The 20,797-nt window shown below is 50.1% G+C and carries 17 protein-coding genes; 14 read left to right on the forward strand and 3 right to left on the reverse strand.

Annotated features, from left to right (window positions below):
- Position 1: 1 nt before the first annotated feature.
- The 12 genes from C942_RS07865 (at position 2) to lpxC (ending at position 15,437) form a co-directional block, all read left to right on the forward strand.
- Positions 2 to 1,771: a peptidoglycan glycosyltransferase FtsI gene (locus tag C942_RS07865; protein WP_007464395.1), complete on the forward strand. Its 1,770-nt coding sequence runs from the start codon at positions 2 to 4 to the stop codon at positions 1,769 to 1,771.
- The gene (gene murE, locus C942_RS07870) at positions 1,758 to 3,275 is read left to right on the forward strand and encodes a UDP-N-acetylmuramoyl-L-alanyl-D-glutamate--2,6-diaminopimelate ligase (protein ID WP_007464397.1); all 1,518 of its coding nucleotides are present in this window, start codon (positions 1,758 to 1,760) and stop codon (positions 3,273 to 3,275) included. The genes C942_RS07865 and murE overlap by 14 nt, the downstream gene beginning before the upstream one ends.
- Positions 3,272 to 4,663 (forward strand): UDP-N-acetylmuramoyl-tripeptide--D-alanyl-D-alanine ligase, encoded by a 1,392-nt coding sequence (gene murF, locus C942_RS07875; protein ID WP_007464400.1) that lies wholly within the window; start codon positions 3,272 to 3,274, stop codon positions 4,661 to 4,663. The genes murE and murF overlap by 4 nt, the downstream gene beginning before the upstream one ends.
- Positions 4,660 to 5,742 carry a phospho-N-acetylmuramoyl-pentapeptide-transferase gene (mraY, locus tag C942_RS07880; RefSeq protein ID WP_007464402.1) on the forward strand — a complete coding sequence of 361 codons (1,083 nt, stop codon included), beginning with the start codon at positions 4,660 to 4,662 and terminating at the stop codon, positions 5,740 to 5,742. The genes murF and mraY overlap by 4 nt, the downstream gene beginning before the upstream one ends.
- Entirely contained in the window at positions 5,743 to 7,080 is a 1,338-nt protein-coding gene (gene murD / locus C942_RS07885; protein WP_007464404.1) for a UDP-N-acetylmuramoyl-L-alanine--D-glutamate ligase, read from the forward strand.
- Positions 7,080 to 8,291, forward strand: a complete 1,212-nt coding sequence (ftsW, locus tag C942_RS07890) for a cell division protein FtsW (RefSeq protein WP_007464406.1) — start codon at positions 7,080 to 7,082, stop codon at positions 8,289 to 8,291. The genes murD and ftsW overlap by 1 nt, the downstream gene beginning before the upstream one ends.
- Positions 8,278 to 9,342, forward strand: a complete 1,065-nt coding sequence (gene murG, locus C942_RS07895; protein ID WP_036799240.1) for an undecaprenyldiphospho-muramoylpentapeptide beta-N-acetylglucosaminyltransferase — start codon at positions 8,278 to 8,280, stop codon at positions 9,340 to 9,342. Before ftsW ends, murG begins: the two co-directional genes overlap by 14 nt.
- A 14-nt stretch (positions 9,343 to 9,356) precedes the next feature.
- Complete coding sequence (murC, locus tag C942_RS07900; protein ID WP_007464410.1) at positions 9,357 to 10,817, forward strand: UDP-N-acetylmuramate--L-alanine ligase; 1,461 nt, start codon at positions 9,357 to 9,359, stop codon at positions 10,815 to 10,817.
- A 265-nt stretch (positions 10,818 to 11,082) separates the two neighbouring features.
- Positions 11,083 to 11,838, forward strand: coding sequence for a cell division protein FtsQ/DivIB (locus tag C942_RS07905; RefSeq protein WP_007464412.1), 756 nt, complete (start codon positions 11,083 to 11,085; stop codon positions 11,836 to 11,838).
- Positions 11,839 to 11,908: 70 nt separating this feature from the next.
- Positions 11,909 to 13,165 (forward strand): cell division protein FtsA, encoded by a 1,257-nt coding sequence (gene ftsA, locus C942_RS07910; protein ID WP_007464414.1) that lies wholly within the window; start codon positions 11,909 to 11,911, stop codon positions 13,163 to 13,165.
- A 34-nt stretch (positions 13,166 to 13,199) separates the two neighbouring features.
- Positions 13,200 to 14,399 carry a cell division protein FtsZ gene (gene ftsZ, locus C942_RS07915; RefSeq protein WP_007464415.1) on the forward strand — a complete coding sequence of 400 codons (1,200 nt, stop codon included), beginning with the start codon at positions 13,200 to 13,202 and terminating at the stop codon, positions 14,397 to 14,399.
- Between the two features lie 120 nt (positions 14,400 to 14,519).
- The gene (lpxC, locus tag C942_RS07920) at positions 14,520 to 15,437 is read left to right on the forward strand and encodes a UDP-3-O-acyl-N-acetylglucosamine deacetylase (protein ID WP_036799242.1); all 918 of its coding nucleotides are present in this window, start codon (positions 14,520 to 14,522) and stop codon (positions 15,435 to 15,437) included.
- Positions 15,438 to 15,579: 142 nt separating this feature from the next.
- Here the strand turns inward: lpxC and C942_RS07925 are convergent, their stop codons facing one another.
- A complete protein-coding gene (locus C942_RS07925; RefSeq protein WP_007464418.1) occupies positions 15,580 to 16,050 on the reverse strand; it encodes a DUF721 domain-containing protein in 471 nt (156 codons plus the stop codon).
- A gap of 445 nt (positions 16,051 to 16,495) precedes the next feature.
- Here C942_RS07925 and secA point away from each other — a divergent pair, with 445 nt between their 5' ends.
- Together secA and mutT are read left to right on the forward strand one after the other, a co-directional pair.
- Entirely contained in the window at positions 16,496 to 19,231 is a 2,736-nt protein-coding gene (gene secA / locus C942_RS07930; RefSeq protein WP_007464421.1) for a preprotein translocase subunit SecA, read from the forward strand.
- Positions 19,232 to 19,349: 118 nt separating this feature from the next.
- Positions 19,350 to 19,751, forward strand: coding sequence for an 8-oxo-dGTP diphosphatase MutT (gene mutT / locus C942_RS07935; protein WP_007464423.1), 402 nt, complete (start codon positions 19,350 to 19,352; stop codon positions 19,749 to 19,751).
- A 72-nt stretch (positions 19,752 to 19,823) separates the two neighbouring features.
- Here the strand turns inward: mutT and yacG are convergent, their stop codons facing one another.
- Positions 19,824 to 20,045, reverse strand: a complete 222-nt coding sequence (yacG, locus tag C942_RS07940) for a DNA gyrase inhibitor YacG (protein WP_007464426.1) — start codon at positions 20,043 to 20,045, stop codon at positions 19,824 to 19,826.
- Between the two features lie 8 nt (positions 20,046 to 20,053).
- Entirely contained in the window at positions 20,054 to 20,791 is a 738-nt protein-coding gene (gene zapD / locus C942_RS07945) for a cell division protein ZapD (RefSeq protein ID WP_007464429.1), read from the reverse strand.
- Between the last annotated feature and the right edge of the window lie 6 nt (positions 20,792 to 20,797).

Consider the following 20,797-nt stretch of genomic DNA (forward strand, 5'->3'; position numbering starts at 1 on the left):
GATGAAGATATTCAAGCGTCAACAATCTAAGAATCAGCGTCGCCAGAAAGCGCCACCGGTTTTTATCCCGTGGCGCTTTGGTGTTATTTGCGCTTGCGTTGCTCTGGCTATGCTCGCGTTAGTCGGGCGCGCCGCTTACATTCAGGTTCTGGAACCGGGCAAATTGATTCAGGAAGGGGACATGCGCTCTCTTCGGGTCAAAGCAATGCCTTCTGCCCGCGGTATGATCTCTGATCGTAACGGTGAATCACTGGCGGTCAGTGTTCCGGTTCAGGCTGTTTGGGCCGATCCTGTACAGATTTTCAAAAACGGTGGCCTTGAACAGCAAGACCGCTGGTATGCGCTGGCGGATGTGTTGGGGCTGGAGCGTCGCCAGTTGTTGTCCCGCATTGAAAAGAACAAACAGCGTCGTTTTATCTACCTGCAGCGCCAGGTGAGTCCTGCTATGGCGGCCTACGTCAGTAAACTAAAACTGCCGGGAGTTGGCCTTAAAGATGAGTCACGCCGTTTTTATCCCGCCGGTGAAGTCAGTGCCCACCTGGTTGGGGTGACAGGTATCGACAGCCATGGCCTTGAAGGGGTTGAACGGACCTATGATGGTTGGCTGACCGGAGAGCCGGGACGCCGCACCGTACGTAAAGACCGCTATGGCCGGGTTGTTGAGAATATCTCCCTTAAGCAAAGAGAGCCGGGTAAGCCGCTGACATTGAGTATCGACCAGCGCCTTCAGGCTGTTGCTTACCGCGCCGTTAAACAGGCGGTTGCTGATTACCGTGCAACGTCAGCCACCATTGTGATGGTGGATGTTCGTACCGGTGAAATTATGGCAATGGTGAATGCTCCATCTTATAACCCGAATAATCGGGATCAGCTTCAGAGCTTCCGAATGCGTAACCGTGCCATTACTGATGCCATGGAGCCGGGCTCGACTATTAAACCGTTTGTGGTACTGGCGGCGATGGAAAATGGTGTCGCTGATGAGGATACCATTATCGATACTGGCAACGGCATTATGCAGGTTGGTGGTAGCCGGGTACGTGACGTATCTAAAGTCGGTAAAGCCAATCTGGCCAGGATCCTCCAGAAGTCCAGTAACATCGGGGTAAGTAAGCTGTCACTGGCGATGCCGGTCGATGCGGTGCTGGGAATGTACAGCAGTGTCGGGTTGGGGGATGCCTCTGGGATCAACCTTATCGGTGAAGCACAGGGCTTTTTCCCGGATCGTCGTCGCTGGTCTGATTTTGAGCGTGCAACTTTGGCCTTTGGTTACGGTATTTCGGTGACGCCGATCCAGCTGGCCCGAGCTTATGCCACGTTAGGCGCGGTAGGTGTTAATCGCCCGCTGTCGATCCTGAAAACAGAACAAGTTGTACCGGGGCGTCAGGTCGCATCGGTTGAAAATACCCGCAAGCTGTTGAGCATGCTGGAAATGGTAACCGGCAAGGATGGCAGTGCCAAACGTGCAGCCGTGCCCGGATACCGCGTTGGTGCCAAAACGGGTACCGCAAAGAAAGCCGCTGCCGGTGGTTACAGTGATGAATATGTAGCGATGACAGCCGGTCTGGCTCCGATCAGTAACCCGCGTATTGCGATGGTGGTGGTCGTCAATGAGCCGCAGGGCGATAAATATTATGGTGGTGCCATTGCAGCACCTATCTTCTCGGAAGTCATGGAAAGTGCACTTCAGATCCTGAATGTGCCGCCGGATGCCGGGACAAATGAAAAATTAAATATTGTACACAACAGAGGCAATACGCATGCCGGTACTTAATCAGAATAATCAACTGGGAACCTTGTTGTCTCCATGGATTGCAGCCGGGGCGTTGCCTGCCGGACTGGCCGAACTTGAACTGGCCGGTATGACATTAGACAGCCGCCAGGTTCGTAGCGGTGAAGTGTTTGTTGCTGTTAAAGGTCATGCGGTTGACGGACGCCGGTTTATTCCCGCAGCGATTGAATCTGGGGCCGCCGTAATACTGGCTGAGGCTGAGGGCGTTGCTGAACATGGTGAAGTAACCTGTCAGGATGGCATTGCAATCATTTATCTGCGTGATTTAGGGACGTTGCTATCGGCTGTGGCCCGCCGCTTTTATGGTATGCCGGATGAAAAGCTTAAGCTGGTTGCGGTAACCGGCACTAACGGTAAAACGACAATCAGCCAGTTGTTGGCACAGTGGGCACAGTTACTGGATTACCGCGCCGGAGTGATGGGCACTACTGGTAATGGTTTATTGGAGCAGCTAAAGCCTGCAGTAAACACAACCGGCAGTGCGATTGAAATTGCTCAGGTGCTGTCGGAGCTGGTCAATGACGGTGCGGATTTTGCTGCCATGGAGGTCTCTTCCCATGGCTTGGTTCAGGGGCGGGTTAAGGCCCTGAATTTTGCTGCCAGTATTTTTACTAATTTAAGTCGTGATCACCTGGATTATCACGGTGATATGTCCGCTTATGCAGAAGCGAAAAAATTGCTGTTTACCGAACATCACGCTGGCATTGCCGTGATTAATGCTGATGATTCTGTCGGGCGTGACTGGCTGGTAACCTTGCCTCAGGCGGTAGCTGTTGCGAGTGATAAAGCCTCTCTGGCGAAGCATCAGGGTCCGGCTCTGTGGCTGGGAAAAGTGGCCTACAGCACACAAGGTGTCACAGTCGCGTTTGACTCGACTTGGGGATTCGGGCAGTTTACCGCGCCTTTGGTTGGTTCATTTAATGTCATGAATCTGATGCTGGCACTGGCAACCTTGCTGGCAACGGGTCATCCGCTTGAGCGTCTGGTGGAAACCGCACCACAGCTTCAGGCGGTGATTGGCCGGATGGAGGTTTTTCAGAAAACTGACAAACCTATGATGGTTGTTGATTACGCTCATACACCAGATGCACTGGAAAAAGCGCTGCATGCCCTGCGTGTGCACTGCGACGGAAAATTATGGTGTATTTTCGGCTGTGGTGGTGACCGTGATACAGGCAAGCGCCCGATGATGGCGGCAATTGCTGAAAACCTGGCCGATGAAGTGATCCTGACCGATGACAACCCGCGCAGTGAAGACCCGGCGCTGATTGTTACAGATATGCTGGCGGGCCTGAAGCAGCCCGCATTAGCCAAAGTGGTCCATGACCGCCGTGAGGCTTGTCAGTGGGCACTAACTCAAGCTGGCTCTGAAGATATTGTTCTGGTGGCCGGTAAAGGTCATGAGGATTACCAGATTCTGGCGGATCGCACGATTCATTACTCAGATCGCGAGACAGTGCAGGCATTACTGGAGAATGACGCATGATTGAAGTTCAGCTTTCGCAACTGGCAAAAGTTTTAGGTGCCGAGTTGATCGGTGATGACAGAACGATTGCCGATGTCTCGACGGACACCCGTAAAATTGCTGATAAAACGTTATTTATCGCGCTTAAAGGTGAGCGTTTTGATGCCCATGACTTCTGCCAGACAGCAATGGACAATGGCGCTGACGCGCTGCTGGTAAGCAGGCACTTACCTGTTGCGTTGCCTCAGCTGGTGGTCGCGGATACCCGTTTGGCATTAGGTCAGCTGGGGGCCTGGGTGAAGCTGCAAATGGAACAGCAATGTGGCCTGAAAACCCTGGCGCTGACCGGCAGTTGTGGCAAAACTACGGTTAAGGAAATGGCCGCGGCTATCCTGGCTCGCAAAGGAAAAGTGTTGGCGACGGCAGGCAACTTCAACAATGATATCGGCGTTCCTTTGACTCTGCTGCGCCTGACTCCTGAGCATGAATTTGCGGTGATTGAGCTGGGAGCTAACCATCAGCATGAAATTTCCTACACCACGAATCTGGTGAAGCCTCAGGTTGCCTTAATTAACAACCTGGCAGCAGCACACCTTGAAGGTTTTGGTTCACTTAAAGGGGTTGCCAAGGCAAAAGGCGAAATCTTTGAAGGCCTTACACCGCTTGCTTCTGCTGATATCAGCCAGGCGACGGCGGTGATTAATCTGGACTCTAACGATCAGGCGCTTTGGCAACCATTGCTGGCTGAGCATAAGGTTGTGACGTTTTCAGCGACTCAGGCTGCGGCCGACTTCTCAGCTAGTGACATTATTATTAACAGTCAGGGGCGCGCTTGTTTTACAATGCACACCCCTTGCGGTGATGTATCTGTCGCACTGACTATGCCTGGCGTTCATAATGTGGCAAATGCCCTGGCGGCGGCGGCATTGGCTATTGCGCAGGGCGCGACACTTGAGCAGGTTAAAACCGGCCTAGAGCTGGTTGAAAATGTTAAAGGCCGGGTAGAGGTTACCCAACCTCGCGAAGGCTTGCGCCTGATTGATGATACATACAATGCTAGTGTGGCATCGGTAAAGGCGGCGATTGATTTGCTGGCGACTTTCTCCGGTCAGCGCTGGTTTGTGCTGGGTGATATGGCTGAGCTGGGAGAGGACAGCGCGGCTTTGCACCGTGAAGTTGCCGAGTACGCCATGGGTAAATCACTGGATCGTGTACTGACTTACGGTAAAGCCAGTGCAGTGGTCAGTGAGTTGAACCACGGCCTACATTTTGATGATAAGTCAGCGTTAATCCAACAACTGACTGAACAACTTAATTCACAAAAAACAGAAGTTACAGTGCTGGCAAAAGGGGCTCGCAGCTCCCGGATGGAAGACGTCATTGTCGCACTGCAGGAAAACACACAATGATTTATTGGTTAGCTGACGTATTACAGTCTACGTTTCCCTTTTTCCGCTTGTTTGAGTACCTGACGTTCCGCGCGATCATCAGTATCCTGACAGCATTGCTGCTCTCTTTGTGGATGGGACCGCGCTTGATCGCACGCCTGCAAATGTTGCAGATTGGCCAGGTTGTCCGTAACGAAGGTCCAGAGTCTCACTTCAGTAAGCGTGGTACCCCGACAATGGGCGGGCTTATGATCCTGGCTGCCATATCAATCACGGTTCTGCTTTGGTGTGATCTGTCCAACCCGTACGTTTGGGCGGTACTGACAGTCATGCTTGGTTATGGTGCAGTCGGTTTTGTCGATGATTACCGTAAAGTAGTGCGTAAAAATACTGATGGCCTGATCGCGCGCTGGAAATATTTCTGGCAGTCAGTGATTGCATTCGGTGTGGCGTTTGCCTTGTATGTGCATGGGCAGGATACCGCAGCGACTCAGCTGGTTGTGCCGTTCTTTAAAGATGTGATGCCGCAGCTTGGTCTGTTCTACATCATTCTGACTTATTTTGTCATCGTCGGTACCAGTAATGCCGTTAACCTGACAGACGGCCTGGACGGTCTGGCAATTATGCCAACTGTGATGGTTGCTGCCGGTATGGCATTTATTGCCTGGGCGACAGGTAACGTTAACTTCGCGAACTACCTGCATATTCCGTATCTGAAAGATGCCAGTGAACTGGTTATCGTCTGTACCGCGATTGTCGGTGCGGGCCTTGGCTTTTTGTGGTTCAACACTTATCCAGCACAGGTCTTTATGGGCGATGTAGGTTCGTTGGCACTTGGCGGTGCGCTGGGTACCATTGCTGTGCTGGTTCGTCAGGAACTGCTGCTGGTTGTGATGGGTGGTGTATTCGTAATGGAAACTGTATCTGTGATCCTGCAGGTGGGCTCTTACAAGCTGCGTGGTCAGCGTATTTTCCGTATGGCACCTATCCATCACCACTACGAGCTAAAAGGCTGGCCGGAGCCGCGCGTAATTGTCCGTTTCTGGATCATTACTCTTATGTTGGTTCTGATTGCCCTGGCAACACTGAAGGTACGTTAAATGAAAGGCTTGGATGGTGTGAAAAACGTTGTTGTAATCGGTCTGGGAATGACAGGCCTGTCGGTGGTGAAGCATTTGCTGTGTTTGCCACAGCCACTGGATATTAAAGTGATCGACACCCGCAGCACGCCACCAGGCCAGGATCAATTGCCGGAATCGGTAGCGCTTTGCAGCGGTCAGTGGAATATGGACTGGTTGCTGGCTGCCGATATGATTGTCGCCAGCCCAGGTATTGCGCTGGCAACACCTGAACTCGTGCAGGCAGCCGAAGCTGGCATTGAAATTGTTGGCGATATCGAGCTGTTTGCCCGTGCCGTAACCAAGCCTGTGGTGGCGATTACTGGCTCTAACGGTAAAAGCACCGTCACCAGCTTAGTTGGCGAAATGGCCAAAGAAGCCGGTATCAATGTCGGTGTTGGCGGTAATATTGGTTTTGCCGCCCTGGATATGCTGGCTCAGGATCACGACCTTTACGTACTTGAGCTGTCGAGCTTTCAGCTGGAAACAACATCATCCCTGAAACTCAAAGCGGCGGTATACCTGAACCTTTCTGAAGATCACATGGATCGTTATAACGGTCTGGAAGATTACAGTCAGGCCAAGATGCGTATTTTCTGCCATGCAGAACTGGCGGTATTTAATCGCGATGATTTGGCAACACGCCCGGTTGATTTTTATGGTGCTATGACCAGCTTCGGTTTTGATTCTGAAGCTTACGGTTTGATTACGGTAAATGACGAAGAGTATCTTGCCGTTGACCAGCAGCCGGTAATGGCGACAAGCCAGATCGCTCTGGTTGGCCGTCATAATGTCGCCAACAGCCTGGCGGCTTTAGCTTTGGCTGATGCTGCTGGTATCGGTCATGATGCCGCATGTCGGGCTCTTCAGCGTTATAATGGCTTGGCACACCGCTGTCAGTTGGTGGCAAATTATCAGGATGTGCGGTGGGTGAATGATTCCAAGGCGACCAACCTTGCCAGTACCCTGGCTGCCCTGAAAGGACTGAACCTATCAGGTAAGCTGCACCTTTTAGTTGGTGGTGACGGAAAAGGCGCTGATTTTTCTGAACTAAAGCTAGTATTGGCTAATCTTAACGTACAGCTTTACTGTTATGGCCGGGATGGCCATCATTTCGCTTCGCTTGTTGAAGCACCGTTATCGGTAGAAACCATGGAGCAGGCAATGCAAATAGCGGCAGATACAGCACAGGCCGGAGACATGGTATTGCTCTCACCGGCTTGCGCCAGTTTTGATCAGTACCCCAACTTTATGGCACGGGGCGATGCTTTTGTCGCGCTGGCTAACGAACTGCAGTATAAAGTCGCCGGAGCAAATTAATGCTGGAGCAGATCAAGGAGAATTGGTCTGCGGTCAGTGACTGGTTCACCCGTCCTGCAGCCCCATGCATGTATGATCGCCAGCTGGTTTGGATTGCGCTGGCATTAATGGTTACCGGACTGGTGATGGTGACATCGGCTTCAGTGCCGGTAGCAACCCGTCTTACGGATATGCCGTTTTATTTTGCCCTGCGCCACGGCGTATTTCTCCTTTGTTCGTTGGTTATTGCCAGTGTGATGGTACAGATCCCGCTGGCCCGCTGGCGTCAACTCAGTGTGCCTATGTTGCTAGTGTCCATTGTCTTGTTGATAGCTGTATTGGCGGTGGGGCGTTCTGTTAACGGTGCATCACGCTGGATCCCGCTGGGGATTTTTAACCTCCAGCCGGCAGAGGTTGCCAAGCTGTCGTTGTTTATCTTCCTGGCCGGTTATCTGGTTCGCCAGTATGATCAGGTGCGTGATAGTTTCTATGGCTTCATCAAGCCTCTGATTGTGCTTGGTATTCTCGCTTTCTTGCTGTTACAGCAGCCGGACTTGGGGTCGTTCGTAGTGATGTTTGTCACCACTGTTGGGATGCTGTTTATCGCCGGAGCCAGGTTGTGGCAGTTTCTTGCGATGTTGGCAATGGCGGTAATGGGAATTATCCTGCTGATCGTTTTCGAACCCTACCGTATGCGGCGAGTGACCTCATTTATGGATCCCTGGGAAGACCCGTTCGGTAGTGGCTATCAGTTGACTCAGTCACTGATGGCGTTCGGTCGGGGTGATTGGTTAGGTCAGGGGCTCGGTAACTCAATTCAAAAGCTGGAATACCTGCCTGAAGCACATACCGACTTTGTATTTGCGGTATTGGCGGAGGAAGTAGGGCTGTTAGGTGTTACGATTGTTATTATGCTATTGTTTGCACTTGTTTTTAAGGCCCTGTTTATTGGACGACGCTGTCTGCAGACCGGCCAGCTGTTTGGCGGTTTTCTGGCTTTCGGCTTTGGTTTCTGGTTTGCCTTCCAGACATTGGTCAATGTTGGGGCGGCGGCCGGGTTGGTGCCGACGAAAGGCCTTACTTTGCCACTGATCAGTTACGGTGGCTCCAGTTTATTTATTATGGCGACGGCGGTTGCCATTTTGATTCGAATCGATCATGAACAGCGATTAGCTGCCAGATATGGTCCTGCGGAAGATTTAGAAGAAAACGAAGAAAATGAAGAAGAATAAACGTTTACTGGTGATGGCCGGCGGTACCGGCGGTCATGTTTTTCCCGGGCTTGCTGTGGCCAAGAAACTTCAGGAAGAAGGATGGGAAATCCGCTGGCTCGGCACGGCTGACCGGATGGAGGCCAATCTGGTTCCTAAGCATGGTATCGAAATAGATTTTATCAAAGTGAAAGGCTTGCGTGGCCAAGGCGTTGCACGCCTGCTGGCAGCACCGTTCAAGATTATCGGTGCAATTATGCAGGCCCGGAAATATATCAAAGCCTGGCAGCCGGATGTGGTGTTAGGTATGGGTGGTTATGTTAGCGGACCGGGCGGCGTAGCAGCCTGGTTATCCGGTGTGCCGGTTGTCTTGCACGAGCAAAATGCAGTTGCCGGTTTGACGAACCAATGGTTGTCACGAATTGCAGCCAAAGTTCTGCAGGCATTCCCTGGGGCATTCCCAGGCCGTGAGGTTGTTGGCAATCCGGTACGTCGCGATGTTACTGTACTGCCTCTTCCTAATGAGCGCTTTGCTGATCGTCAGGGGCCGGTTCGTATTCTGGTGATGGGCGGCAGCCAAGGTGCGCGTATCCTCAATCAGACCATGCCAGAAGTCGCCGCTTTACTTGGCGAACACGTTACTATCTGGCATCAGGCCGGTAAAGGCAGCCAGAAGGAAACCGAGCAGACTTATGCGGCGAAAACCGATGCTCCGCATAAGGTGACAGAGTTTATTGATGATGTTGCCAAGGCGTATAACTGGGCTGACATTGTGGTATGTCGCTCCGGTGCACTGACAGTGTCAGAATTGTCTGCGGTTGGTGTTGGCGCCATTTTTATTCCTTTTATGCACAAAGATCGCCAGCAGGCCCTGAACGCAGACCATTTGGTCCAGTGTGGTGCTGCAAGGATGATTGAGCAGCCGGATCTGACCGTTCAAGGTTTGGCCGATGAATTAAAACAATTAGACCGTGATGCGCTTGTACAGATGGCAACGGCAGCACGCGATGCAGCGATCCTTGATGCTGACGTCCGGGTGGCCGATGTCATTAAGTCGCTGGTAAACAAATAAGACGAGACAGAGTGATGAGTAAACTGGATAACCAGCAGCTAGCCAAAATTCGAACCATGGTGCCAGAGATGCGCCGAGTTGAGCGTATTCACTTTGTTGGGATCGGCGGTGCCGGAATGAGTGGTATCGCAGAAGTACTGATTAATGAAGGCTACCGCATCAGTGGTTCAGATCTGGCACCGAATGCGGTGACAGAGCGTCTGACGGCAAAAGGAGCGGACATTTTCTTTGGCCATGCCGAGGATAATGTTCGTGGTGCCAGTGTGGTTGTCGTGTCGACAGCAATTGCCGCTGAAAACCCGGAACTACTGGCTGCACGCGAGCTTCGGATCCCGGTTGTCCGTCGGGCAGAAATGCTGGCTGAACTAATGCGCTACCGCCACGGTATTGCTATTGCCGGCACCCACGGAAAGACAACCACTACTGCGCTGGTTACCCAGATTTATTCTGAGGCAGATCTGGATCCGACATTTGTTAACGGTGGGCTGGTTAAAAGTGCCGGTACCAATGCGCGCCTTGGTTCAAGCCGTTACCTGATTGCGGAAGCGGATGAAAGCGATGCTTCGTTCCTGCACCTGCAACCTATGGTTTGTGTGGTGACCAACATTGAAGCCGACCATATGGAAACTTATGGTGGTGATTTTGAGGTACTTAAGCAGACTTTCATCGATTTCCTCCATAATTTGCCGTTTTATGGTTTGGCGGTGATGTGTATTGATGATCCGGTGATCCGTGAGTTGTTGCCGCAAATTGGCCGTCAGGTGATTACCTATGGTTTCTCAGAAGATGCTGATGTACGTCTGGTTGATTATGACCAGCGCGGGCAGCAGGGATACTTCTCAATACTACGTAAAGGGAAACCTGCGCTGAAGGTGAAACTGAATATTCCTGGTCGCCATAACGCCCTAAATGCAACGGCTGCCGTTGCCGTGGCTACCGAAGAAGGCGTTGAGGATGAGGCGATTATCCGTGCTCTGGCTGAGTTCGAGGGTACAGGCCGTCGCTTTGATCACCTGGGTGAGTATGAGACTGGCAACGGTAAGGTAATGTTGGTTGATGATTATGGTCACCACCCGAGCGAAGTGGATGTGACAATTAAGGCGGCACGTGCCGGTTGGGAAGAAAAACGCTTGGTGATGGTGTTCCAGCCTCACCGCTACAGTCGCACCCGTGATCTGTATGAAGACTTTGCGAATGTGCTTGAACAGGTTGATGTGCTGGTGATGCTTGATGTTTATCCGGCAGGTGAGAAGCCGATTGCCGGTGCTGATGGCCGCTCTCTTTGCCGCACTATTCGCGGACGCGGCAAGATCGATCCGATTTTTGTGCCGCACAGTGATGCTTTGCCGTCGGCACTGGCCAATATTATTCAGGAAGGCGACTTGGTATTGACACAGGGAGCCGGTGATGTCGGTAAAATTGCTCGAAAATTGGCTGAAATGAAGCTGGATATCTCAGTAATGAGTGAAAACTAAGGCGAAACCCTAAAAAGTTGCGTTAAAGGCATAAACTTTGCATGTTTTTCAGGCGGCAAAGTGTCCTGATCAGGAGCTATTATCTGATTTTGCTCGAAGGATATGTAAGGAAAAATCCAACAATAGTTGGAGTGCTGCGGGTTGGTCGGTATAATCGATCAACTTTGTGTACTCCTGCCTGATAGTCCAAAGCGCCAAAATCTGTTCTAAATGGTTAATTTGAGAAGAGAAAGCAGCTGCTAAGGTAAGGTAAACGTACAAAAATATGGCTGATGCAGTCTTGAATAAAGAATCCCTGCCATTTTCAATGACAAAAGGTCAGTGGGGGGGATTGGCATTTTTCCTGTTCATTATCGGGTTTATTGTCTGGCTGTTCAGTGCGGCAATAAACTGGATGACAGATGCTAACCGCTTGCCGCTTTCTCAACTAGTGATTCAGGGAGAGTTGCATTATCTGAGTACGGAGGACGTCCGTCAGGCAATATTGCAACTGGATCACATGGGAAGTTTCATGACCCAGAATGTGAATGAAATTCAGCATGTTCTGGAAGACTTACCCTGGGTGGCAAGGGCATCAGTTAGAAAACAGTGGCCAGAAACAATCAAAGTGTTTCTGGTTGAGCATCAGCCGGCAGCGGTATGGAACCAGCGATACCTGGTAAATACTAACGGTGATGTGTTTCAGGCTCCGGCACAGCAGGTTAACGGGCAAAATCTGGTTGAACTGACCGGGCCGGAAAACAGCAGCCGGGAAATGCTGGCTGCGCTGCAGGAGATGCAACCCAGATTACAGTTTGCCGGGTTTGATATTGCTACATTGGCGTTTAATGAACGTCGGGCCTGGCGAATATGGTTAACAAACGGAGTTCGGCTTGAATTGGGCCGAGAAGCCAGGATGGAGCGTCTGGAACGGTTTATCCGGCTGTATCCGGAATTAGAACAGCAAGGAAAAGCCATTGAGTATGTAGACATGCGCTACGATACCGGGGCTGCTGTAGGGTGGAAAGTGATTCCTGAATAATACCGGGCTGAAGCTGATCCGGGCGACAGCCTGGCGGTAATGGCGGGTATAACGATAAGAGCGTGCGCTAATGACGAAGGCGGCAGATAAGAAACTCATAGTTGGCCTGGATATCGGTACTTCCAAAGTATGTGCTTTGGTTGGGGAAGTGTTGCCAGATGGCGGCGTTAATGTCATCGGTGTTGGCAGCAGCCCGTCACGGGGAATGGATAAAGGCGGAGTCAATGACCTTGAGTCCGTGGTGAAGTCGGTTCAGCGTGCAGTCGATCAGGCTGAACTGATGGCTGATTGCCAGATTTCCTCAGTGTTTTTATCGTTATCAGGCAAACATATACGTTGCCAGACAGAGAAAGGCATGGTGCCTATTTCTGACAAAGAGGTAACGCAGGATGACGTTGATAATGTTATTCATACAGCGAAATCCGTAAAAATTAGCGACGAACACCGAACTTTGCATGTAATTCCTCAGGAATTTGCTATTGATTATCAAGAGGGAATTAAAAACCCTGTTGGTTTATCAGGCGTTCGCATGGAAGCAAGTGTACATTTGATTACCTGTCATAATGACATGGCTCGGAATATCGTCAAGGCAGTGGAGCGCTGCGGCCTTAAGGTCGATCAGCTGATTTTCTCCGGTCTTGCAGCCAGCCATGCCGTGCTTACTGCTGACGAGCGCGAACTGGGTGTTTGTGTGGTCGACATCGGTGGCGGGACCATGGACCTTGCAGTCTGGACTGGCGGCGCGCTTCGCCATGCTGAAGTGATCCCTTATGCCGGTAATGTTGTTACCAGTGATATTGCCTACGCATTTGGCACGCCACCGGGCGATGCTGAAGAAATCAAAGTAAAATACGGTTGTGCACTGAGTGAGCTGGTAAGCAAAGATGAAAAAGTGGATGTTCCTAGTGTAGGTGGACGTCCATCCCGCAGCTTGCAGAGACAGACTTTAGCTGAAGTCATTGAACCCCGGTACAGTGAACTTTTGGGTCTGGTTAATCAGAAACTGTTGGAAATACAAGAACAACTGCGTAATGCGGGCGTAAAACACCATTTGGCTGCAGGCATTGTCCTCACCGGAGGATCTGCGCAAATGGAAGGTTTGATTGAATGTGCCGAGCGAGTGTTTCGCAATCAGGTACGAATTGGTCAGCCGCTGGAGCTTAGTGGCCTGACTGATTATGTCCAGTCACCGCATTATGCAACTGCAGTAGGTTTGCTGCATTACGGAAAGGACAGTCAGACATTCGATGAGAATGATTTGGAGCCGAAACGTTCGGTTTCCGGTATCTTCTCAAAAATCAGTGGCTGGCTAAGAAAAGAATTTTAAAACCTGATGCGAACAGGAAAGACGGAGAGAACAAATGTTTGAACCGATGATGGAAATGTCTGATGAGGCAGTAATTAAGGTCGTTGGCGTTGGTGGCGGTGGCGGTAACGCTGTCGATCACATGGTACGTGAATCGATTGAAGGCGTTGAGTTTATCAGTGTAAATACCGATGCTCAGGCTCTTCGTAAGAGCAGTGTTAATACGGTTATCCAGATTGGTGGTGATATCACTAAAGGTTTGGGTGCCGGTGCTAACCCTCAGGTTGGTCGTGATTCGGCTCTAGAGGATCGTGAAGCGATCAAATCTGAGCTTCAGGGTTCTGACATGGTCTTTATCGCTGCTGGTATGGGTGGCGGTACAGGTACTGGTGCTGCGCCAATCATTGCTGAAGTAGCAAAAGAGCTGGGTATTCTGACCGTTGCGGTTGTGACTAAGCCATTCAGCTTTGAAGGCAAGAAGCGTATGGCGTTTGCTGAGCAGGGTATTGAGGAGCTTTCTAAGCACGTTGACTCTCTAATCACAATTCCAAACGAAAAACTGCTGAAGGTACTTGGCCGCGGTATTACGCTGCTGGATGCTTTCGCTAAGGCGAACGATGTACTGAAGAACGCAGTACAGGGTATTGCAGAGCTGATCACTCGTCCGGGTATGATCAACGTCGACTTTGCTGACGTTCGTACCGTGATGTCTGAGATGGGCCACGCTATGATGGGTAGCGGTGTTGCTACTGGTGACGACCGTGCTGAGGAAGCCGCTGAAATGGCAATCTCAAGCCCACTGCTGGAAGATATCGATCTGGCTGGTGCTCGTGGCGTACTGGTTAACATTACTGCTGGCCTGGACATGCGTCTTGACGAATTTGAAACTGTGGGTAACACAGTGAAAGCATTCGCTTCGGACAATGCGACCGTAGTTATCGGTACATCTCTGGATCCTGAAATGACTGATGAGCTGCGTGTAACTGTTGTAGCGACAGGTATTGGTAAAGAGACTAAGCCAGACATTACTCTGGTAACAAGCTCGAAGCCGGTTCAGGCTGTTGCTCAAGAAAAACCAGCAGCACCTGCAGCTCAGGCTGTAGAAGAGACTAAACCTGCACCGTTGACTCAGCCGTCACCTGCTGCTGAAAATAATGTGCAGTCATCGTCTTCTTCTGCTGCGCCGAAATCTAAGCCTCAGGCTGATCACGACTACTTGGATATTCCTGCATTTTTGCGTAAGCAGGCTGACTAAGCCCGCGCAAACTGTTTGGGTTATCAAGTAATCAGTGGTATAATATCTGCCCATTTTCGAATTTTTGTCGTAAATGGGCCGATGAATTGGCTATACGCTATAAATAGTTGAGAAGAGCAGATGATTAGACAACGTACACTAAAAAGCATTGTGCAAACGACTGGGGTGGGTCTTCACTCTGGGCGTAAAGTGACGCTTATTCTTCGTCCTGCCGCAGCAAACACCGGTGTTATTTACCGTCGTACTGACCTGAATCCGCCTGTCGATTTTCCGGCAAATGCTGATTCTGTTCGTGACACAATGCTGTGTACCGCCCTCGTTAACGAGGAAGGCGTACGAATCTCGACTGTTGAGCACCTGAACGCAGCATTGGCGGGCATGGGTATCGATAACGTGATTATCGAAGTCGATGCGCCTGAAATTCCGATTATGGATGGCAGTGCTAGCCCGTTTATTTATCTGCTGCAATCTGCCGGTATTGATACGCTGAACGCACCTAAGCGATTCCTGCGTATTAAGAAACCTGTTCGCGTCGAAGATGGCGACAAATGGGCAGAACTGCGTCCGCATAATGGTTTCCGCCTTGATTTCGCTATCGATTTCAATCACCCGGCGATTCAATCAGAGCAGCAGCGTTTGGTGCTGGATTTCTCCAGCCAGTCATTCGTAAAAGATATCAGCCGCGCACGTACTTTTGGCTTCATGCGTGATATTGAGTACCTACAGTCACAGAACCTGTGTCTGGGTGGTAGTTTTGATAATGCCATTGTTCTGGATGATTACCGCATCCTTAATGATGAAGGCCTACGTTTCGATAATGAACTAGTAACACACAAAGTACTGGATGCCATCGGTGACCTGTACATGTGTGGTCACAATATTATCGGTGAAATGTGTGCGTATAAGTCTGGCCATGCCCTGAACAACAAACTGCTACGCGCAGTGCTTGCTGATCAGGAAGCTTATGAGTGGTCTACTTTCCAGGAAGAGAACGAAGTACCGGTTACTTTTGCTCAGCCTGGTATGGTATTAGCGTAAACTTATTAGCATAAGCTCAACAGTGAATGCAGTTAAGCTGTCAGATTAAAAAACGCCGGACATTGTCCGGCGTTTTTGTTTTTGGGGTTTGTGCTATATGCGGTTGGAATGCTACCGCTTTTATTTGTCTCGCACTTCACACCTACCTTTCAGGGGTTTCTTTCTTTTTAGCCGAAAGCGCAGCCAGTCGCTCCAGCCTGGCTTTTACTTTAGCTGGTGCATTTTGTGCGGTGGAAAGCAGATACTGAGCGGCCTGCTGAGATATCGGCTTTTGTACAATATCCGGAGTTTTGTCTTGTGCTTTTTGTTCCACAGCCGCTAGGGCTGGGTTCACTTTTACTTCAATATCTGCCAGGTTAGGCAGCAGCTTTTCCCTAAGTTTATGGATCAGGTTATTACGCTCATAGTTTAACCGCATCGACCAGGCCGCAGAGGCAGTTTCGATGATAAGGCTTCCCTGGCGGTAGTTGGCAACCCGGCAGTGTTCTGCACAGTTCAAGTGTTCCTTGATGGCTTTGTTGAGTTTGCTCAACGCAATAGCACGTTGCTGGATGTTGCCTAACTGGCTGTCATCCAGCAGGCTGGCTGTCGATTGGGGACGATGATCGCGCATTACACTCTGTTCCTAATCAGGATTTAGGGCTAAGTTCTAATTTTTCGCATATGAAAAGCAAGTCACCTGCATTAACCATAGGCGGCTTCGTTAATATGCCTTATTATACCAAGTCTATTGAAAGGCTGGATAAAGAATGCCATCAGTAGCAATGGCATGTATGCCTGGCAGCCCAGGGCTGCTACTGTCGGTAAAGTGCCGCCACGAAGCAAATCATTAGTATTGTTTTTGGGTGCCCCTTGAAATTACTCAGGGCGACCACAATATCAACTGAATAACCCTTGTTTTTCGTGTCGGCTTCTGTTGTCACACTTGTGGCGGATTCAGACGGGACAGGGATGAGCATACCAGCAGAGTAAGCTTGGTATACACCCGGTTATGAAACCCAGATTAAGCGATTCAGCCAGTACTGAAGCTGAAATAACAAAGAGAAAACGGCATCGCCATGTTATCAAAACTACTGACCAAAGTTATCGGTAGCCGTAACGACCGCACCCTGCGTCGTATGCGCAAAATTGTTGACCAAATCAATAAGCTAGAACCTCAATTCGAAAGCCTGCAAGATGAGGAACTGAAAGCCAAAACCGTTGAGTTCCGTGAGCGTTTGGAACAGGGCGAAACCCTGGACCAACTTCTTCCTGAAGCTTTTGCCACAGTTCGTGAAGCGTCCAAGCGTGTCTTTGGTATGCGCCACTTCGACGTGCAGATGATCGGTGGTATGGTGCTTAATAACTGCCAAATCGCTGAGATGCGTACCGGTGAAGGTAAAACCCTGACCGCAACCCTGCCTGCATACCTGAATGCACTGACAGGTAAAGGTGTTCACATTGTAACCGTGAACGACTACCTAGCTGCCCGTGACGCCGAAACCAACCGTCCGCTATTTGAATTCCTGGGTATGACTGTTGGTGTTAACGTACCGAATATGCCGCCACAGACAAAGAAAGAAGCTTACGCGGCAGATATTCTTTACGGTACTAACAATGAATTTGGTTTTGACTACCTTCGTGACAACATGGCATTCCGTCCGGAAGATCGTGTTCAGCGTGAGCGTTTCTTTGCTGTAGTCGATGAGGTGGACTCCATTTTGATCGACGAAGCCCGAACTCCGCTGATTATTTCTGGCCCGGCTGAAGACAGCTCTGAGTTGTACACCAAGATCAATACCCTGATCCCTAGCCTTCAAAAGCAAGATCAGGAAGATACAGAAGAATATCGCGGCGACGGCCACTACACCGTTGACGAAAAGGCCAAGCAGGCTTACCTGACTGAAACCGGTCAAGAGTATGTAGAAGACCTGCTGAAGCAAAAAGGCATGATGGAAGAGGACGATACTCTGTATTCGCCAGCTAATATCAGTCTGCTGCACCACGTTCATGCTGCTCTGCGCGCCCATGTTCTGTTTGAGCGTGATGTTGACTATATCGTGAAAGATGATGAAGTGATCATTGTCGATGAGCATACAGGTCGTACTATGCCGGGGCGTCGCTGGTCTGAAGGTCTTCACCAGGCTGTAGAAGCCAAAGAAGGTGTGAAGATCCAGAATGAAAACCAGACGCTGGCTTCGATCACATTCCAGAATTACTTCCGTCTGTATAGCAAACTGTCTGGTATGACAGGTACAGCGGATACTGAAGCCTTCGAATTCCAGTCTATTTACGGTCTTGAGACTGTGGTTATCCCGACCAACAAACCTATGGTTCGTCAGGACATGGGTGATCTGGTTTACATGACAGAGCGCGAGAAGTTTGCTGCCATCATCGATGATATTGTCGAGCGTGTTGGACGCGGTCAGCCGGTATTGGTTGGTACTGTTTCGATCGAGAAGTCTGAACTGCTGTCGAATGAGCTGAAGCGTAAAGGTATTAAGCACCAGGTTCTGAATGCTAAATTCCACGAAATGGAAGCGGACATTGTTGCTCAGGCCGGTCAAACTGGCACTGTAACTATCGCTACCAACATGGCTGGTCGTGGTACGGATATCGTACTGGGCGGTTCATGGCAGAATGAAGTTGCGAAATTGGAAAACCCGACTGACGAACAGGTTGCAAAGATCAAAGAAAGCTGGAAAGAGGAACACGATGCGGTTCTTGCTGCCGGTGGTCTTCATATTATTGGTACTGAGCGTCATGAATCTCGCCGTATCGATAACCAGTTACGTGGTCGTTCTGGTCGTCAGGGGGACTCGGGTTCATCTCGTTTCTATCTGTCGATGGAAGATGGCCTGATGCGTATCTTTGCTTCTGATCGTGTATCTAACATGATGAAGAAGCTGGGTATGGAAGAAGGTGAAGCGATCGAGCACCCATGGGTAACCAAGGCGATTGAAAACGCTCAGCGTAAAGTTGAAAGCCGTAACTTCGATATTCGTAAGCAGCTGCTTGAATTCGATGATGTAGCTAACGATCAGCGTAAAGTGGTTTACGAACTGCGTGATGAGCTGATGAATGCGGAAGACATCAGCGAGATGATTGAGCAGAACCGTGATGATGTCATTCAGTCTGTTATCGATGGCCACATTCCACAGCAGTCGCTTGAAGAAATGTGGGATATTGCTGGCCTGGAAGAACGCCTGCGTAAAGATTTTGACCTTGAATTGCCAATCCAGGAATGGCTGGACAGCGAAGAGAAGCTTTACGAAGAAGCACTGCGTGAGCGTATTGTTGAGAAAGCAGTTGAAATTTATCGTCAGAAAGAAGAAGTGGTAGGTGCTCCGGTTCTGCGTAACTTCGAGAAGACGGTTATGCTGCAGAACCTGGATACGCTGTGGAAAGAACACCTGGCCGCGATGGATCACCTGCGTCAGGGTATCCATCTGCGTGGTTACGCTCAGAAGAACCCTAAACAGGAATATAAGCGCGAGTCGTTTGAACTGTTTGAAGACATGCTGGATAACCTGAAAGCGGACGTTATCGCGATCCTGAGTAAGGTGCGAGTACAACAGCAGGAAGAAGTTGAGCGTATGGAAGAAGAGCGTCGCCGTCAGGCTGAAGAGCTTGCCCGTCGCCAGCAGTTCCAGCACCAAAATGCGCAAAGCCAGATCGCTGATGAAAGCGAAGAAGGTGCGGAAGGTAAAGAGTCCACTCCGTACCAGCGTGACGAGCGTAAAGTTGGCCGTAATGAGCCTTGCCCATGTGGTTCTGGTAAAAAATATAAGCAGTGTCACGGTAAACTGAGCTAATTTGATTCGGCTTACAGCTTTGATACAGTAAAAAGGCCGCTTATGCGGCCTTTTTTACAATAATGAAAATAGGGGATGAATGTGTGATGTGTTTATCCCTCAAAAAAGCAGGCTTTAAATGGATAAAGAACGCGTTTGGATCTCGGCAGGGATTATTCTGAACGAGCAGCAGGATCAGGTTTTTATTACCAGGCGGGCTGCCAAAGCGCATAAAGGCGGATTTTGGGAATTTGCCGGTGGTAAGGTGGAATCTGATGAAACTGCTGAGCAGGCGGTGATCCGCGAGCTGGATGAAGAAGTGGGAATTCGCGTTACTGAGCTGGAACACTTTGTTTCCCTAGAGCACGATTACCCCGAAAAAGCGTTGAAGTTTGATTTCTTTCTTATCAAAGGTTTTGACGGTGAAGCCTACGGAAAAGAAGGCCAGCCAGGGGGATGGGTAAAGCTTTCTGAACTGCGAGATTACGCTTTTCCGGAAGCGAATGATGTTGTGTTGGATAAGTTAATGGAGCTTATGTAAGGCTTGAGTTATAAGTGAAAAGAAGCGAGAAATGATTTGAATCTCCTCGCTTTTTGTTTTTGGCTTACGGGATTAGTAGCCCATATCTTCTGACCAGCCATCAGCATCTGACATGTCAGGCGCGCCCGGGATGGCTTTTTCCTCTTCAGCCCATTCACCAAGGTCAATCAGCTGACAGCGCTTAGAGCAGAACGGACGGAACGGGCTTTTTTCGCTCCACTCAACCTGTGTCTTGCAGGTCGGGCATTTAACTATAGTGATCTGTGCCTGGGAAGGCGTGCTAGATTGCGTCACAATGAACCTCAGCAGATAGCTAGTTTAAACTCGATAGCTTCCGCGATGCTTGCACCTTCATCAAATGGCAGGAAGCGGATAGCAAAGCGGTTACGGTGGCCCGATATCATAGGGTAAACCCCGTAGCTAGGGCAAATATCCAGACGTAACAGGGTGGCATCCTCGGCCTCATGCTGGAAAAAACCTCTACGAGCAACCTGAGGCTGTAAATGGCCGGACTCGCGGGTCAGTCGTAGCCACAGGTTCAGGGCTTCAGTTAACTCTGCAAGTTGTTTCATCCAATTAGCCAAATCACTTTGTTTATGGGCTAATGGTAAGTGTAGCCAGTGATGCAGGGCTGGCAGGTCAAAGCTACAGTTGCCTCCCGGAATAGAAAATCGCTGTTTAATACCACTTAGAAAACGGTCTTCTCGGATATCCTGGCCCAGGCGGTTGGCGGCAATCAGCCTGTGATGGGCCATATCCAGGTTATCAAGAATTGCTAACAGGGCAGTTTGATCGACCCCATCAATGTTAAGCCAGTTTTTCAGCTTAGCTCGTTGTTTATCTAGATCTTTTGCCAGCTCAGACTTTACTTGGATCTGATCAAGAATTTCCAGAAGATCGAACAGGGCGCGGAAGAAGATCTGATGCTGCCACTGGTCATTGAGCTGACTGGAATGAGTCATTTGCCGGATCAAATACTCAAGCCGTAAATAGATACGCACTTTTTCATTCAACGGATGTTCAAAGCGGTTTGTTAGCATACTCGT

It is taken from the genome of Photobacterium marinum, assembly GCF_000331515.1.
Lineage (GTDB): Bacteria > Pseudomonadota > Gammaproteobacteria > Enterobacterales > Vibrionaceae > Photobacterium > Photobacterium marinum.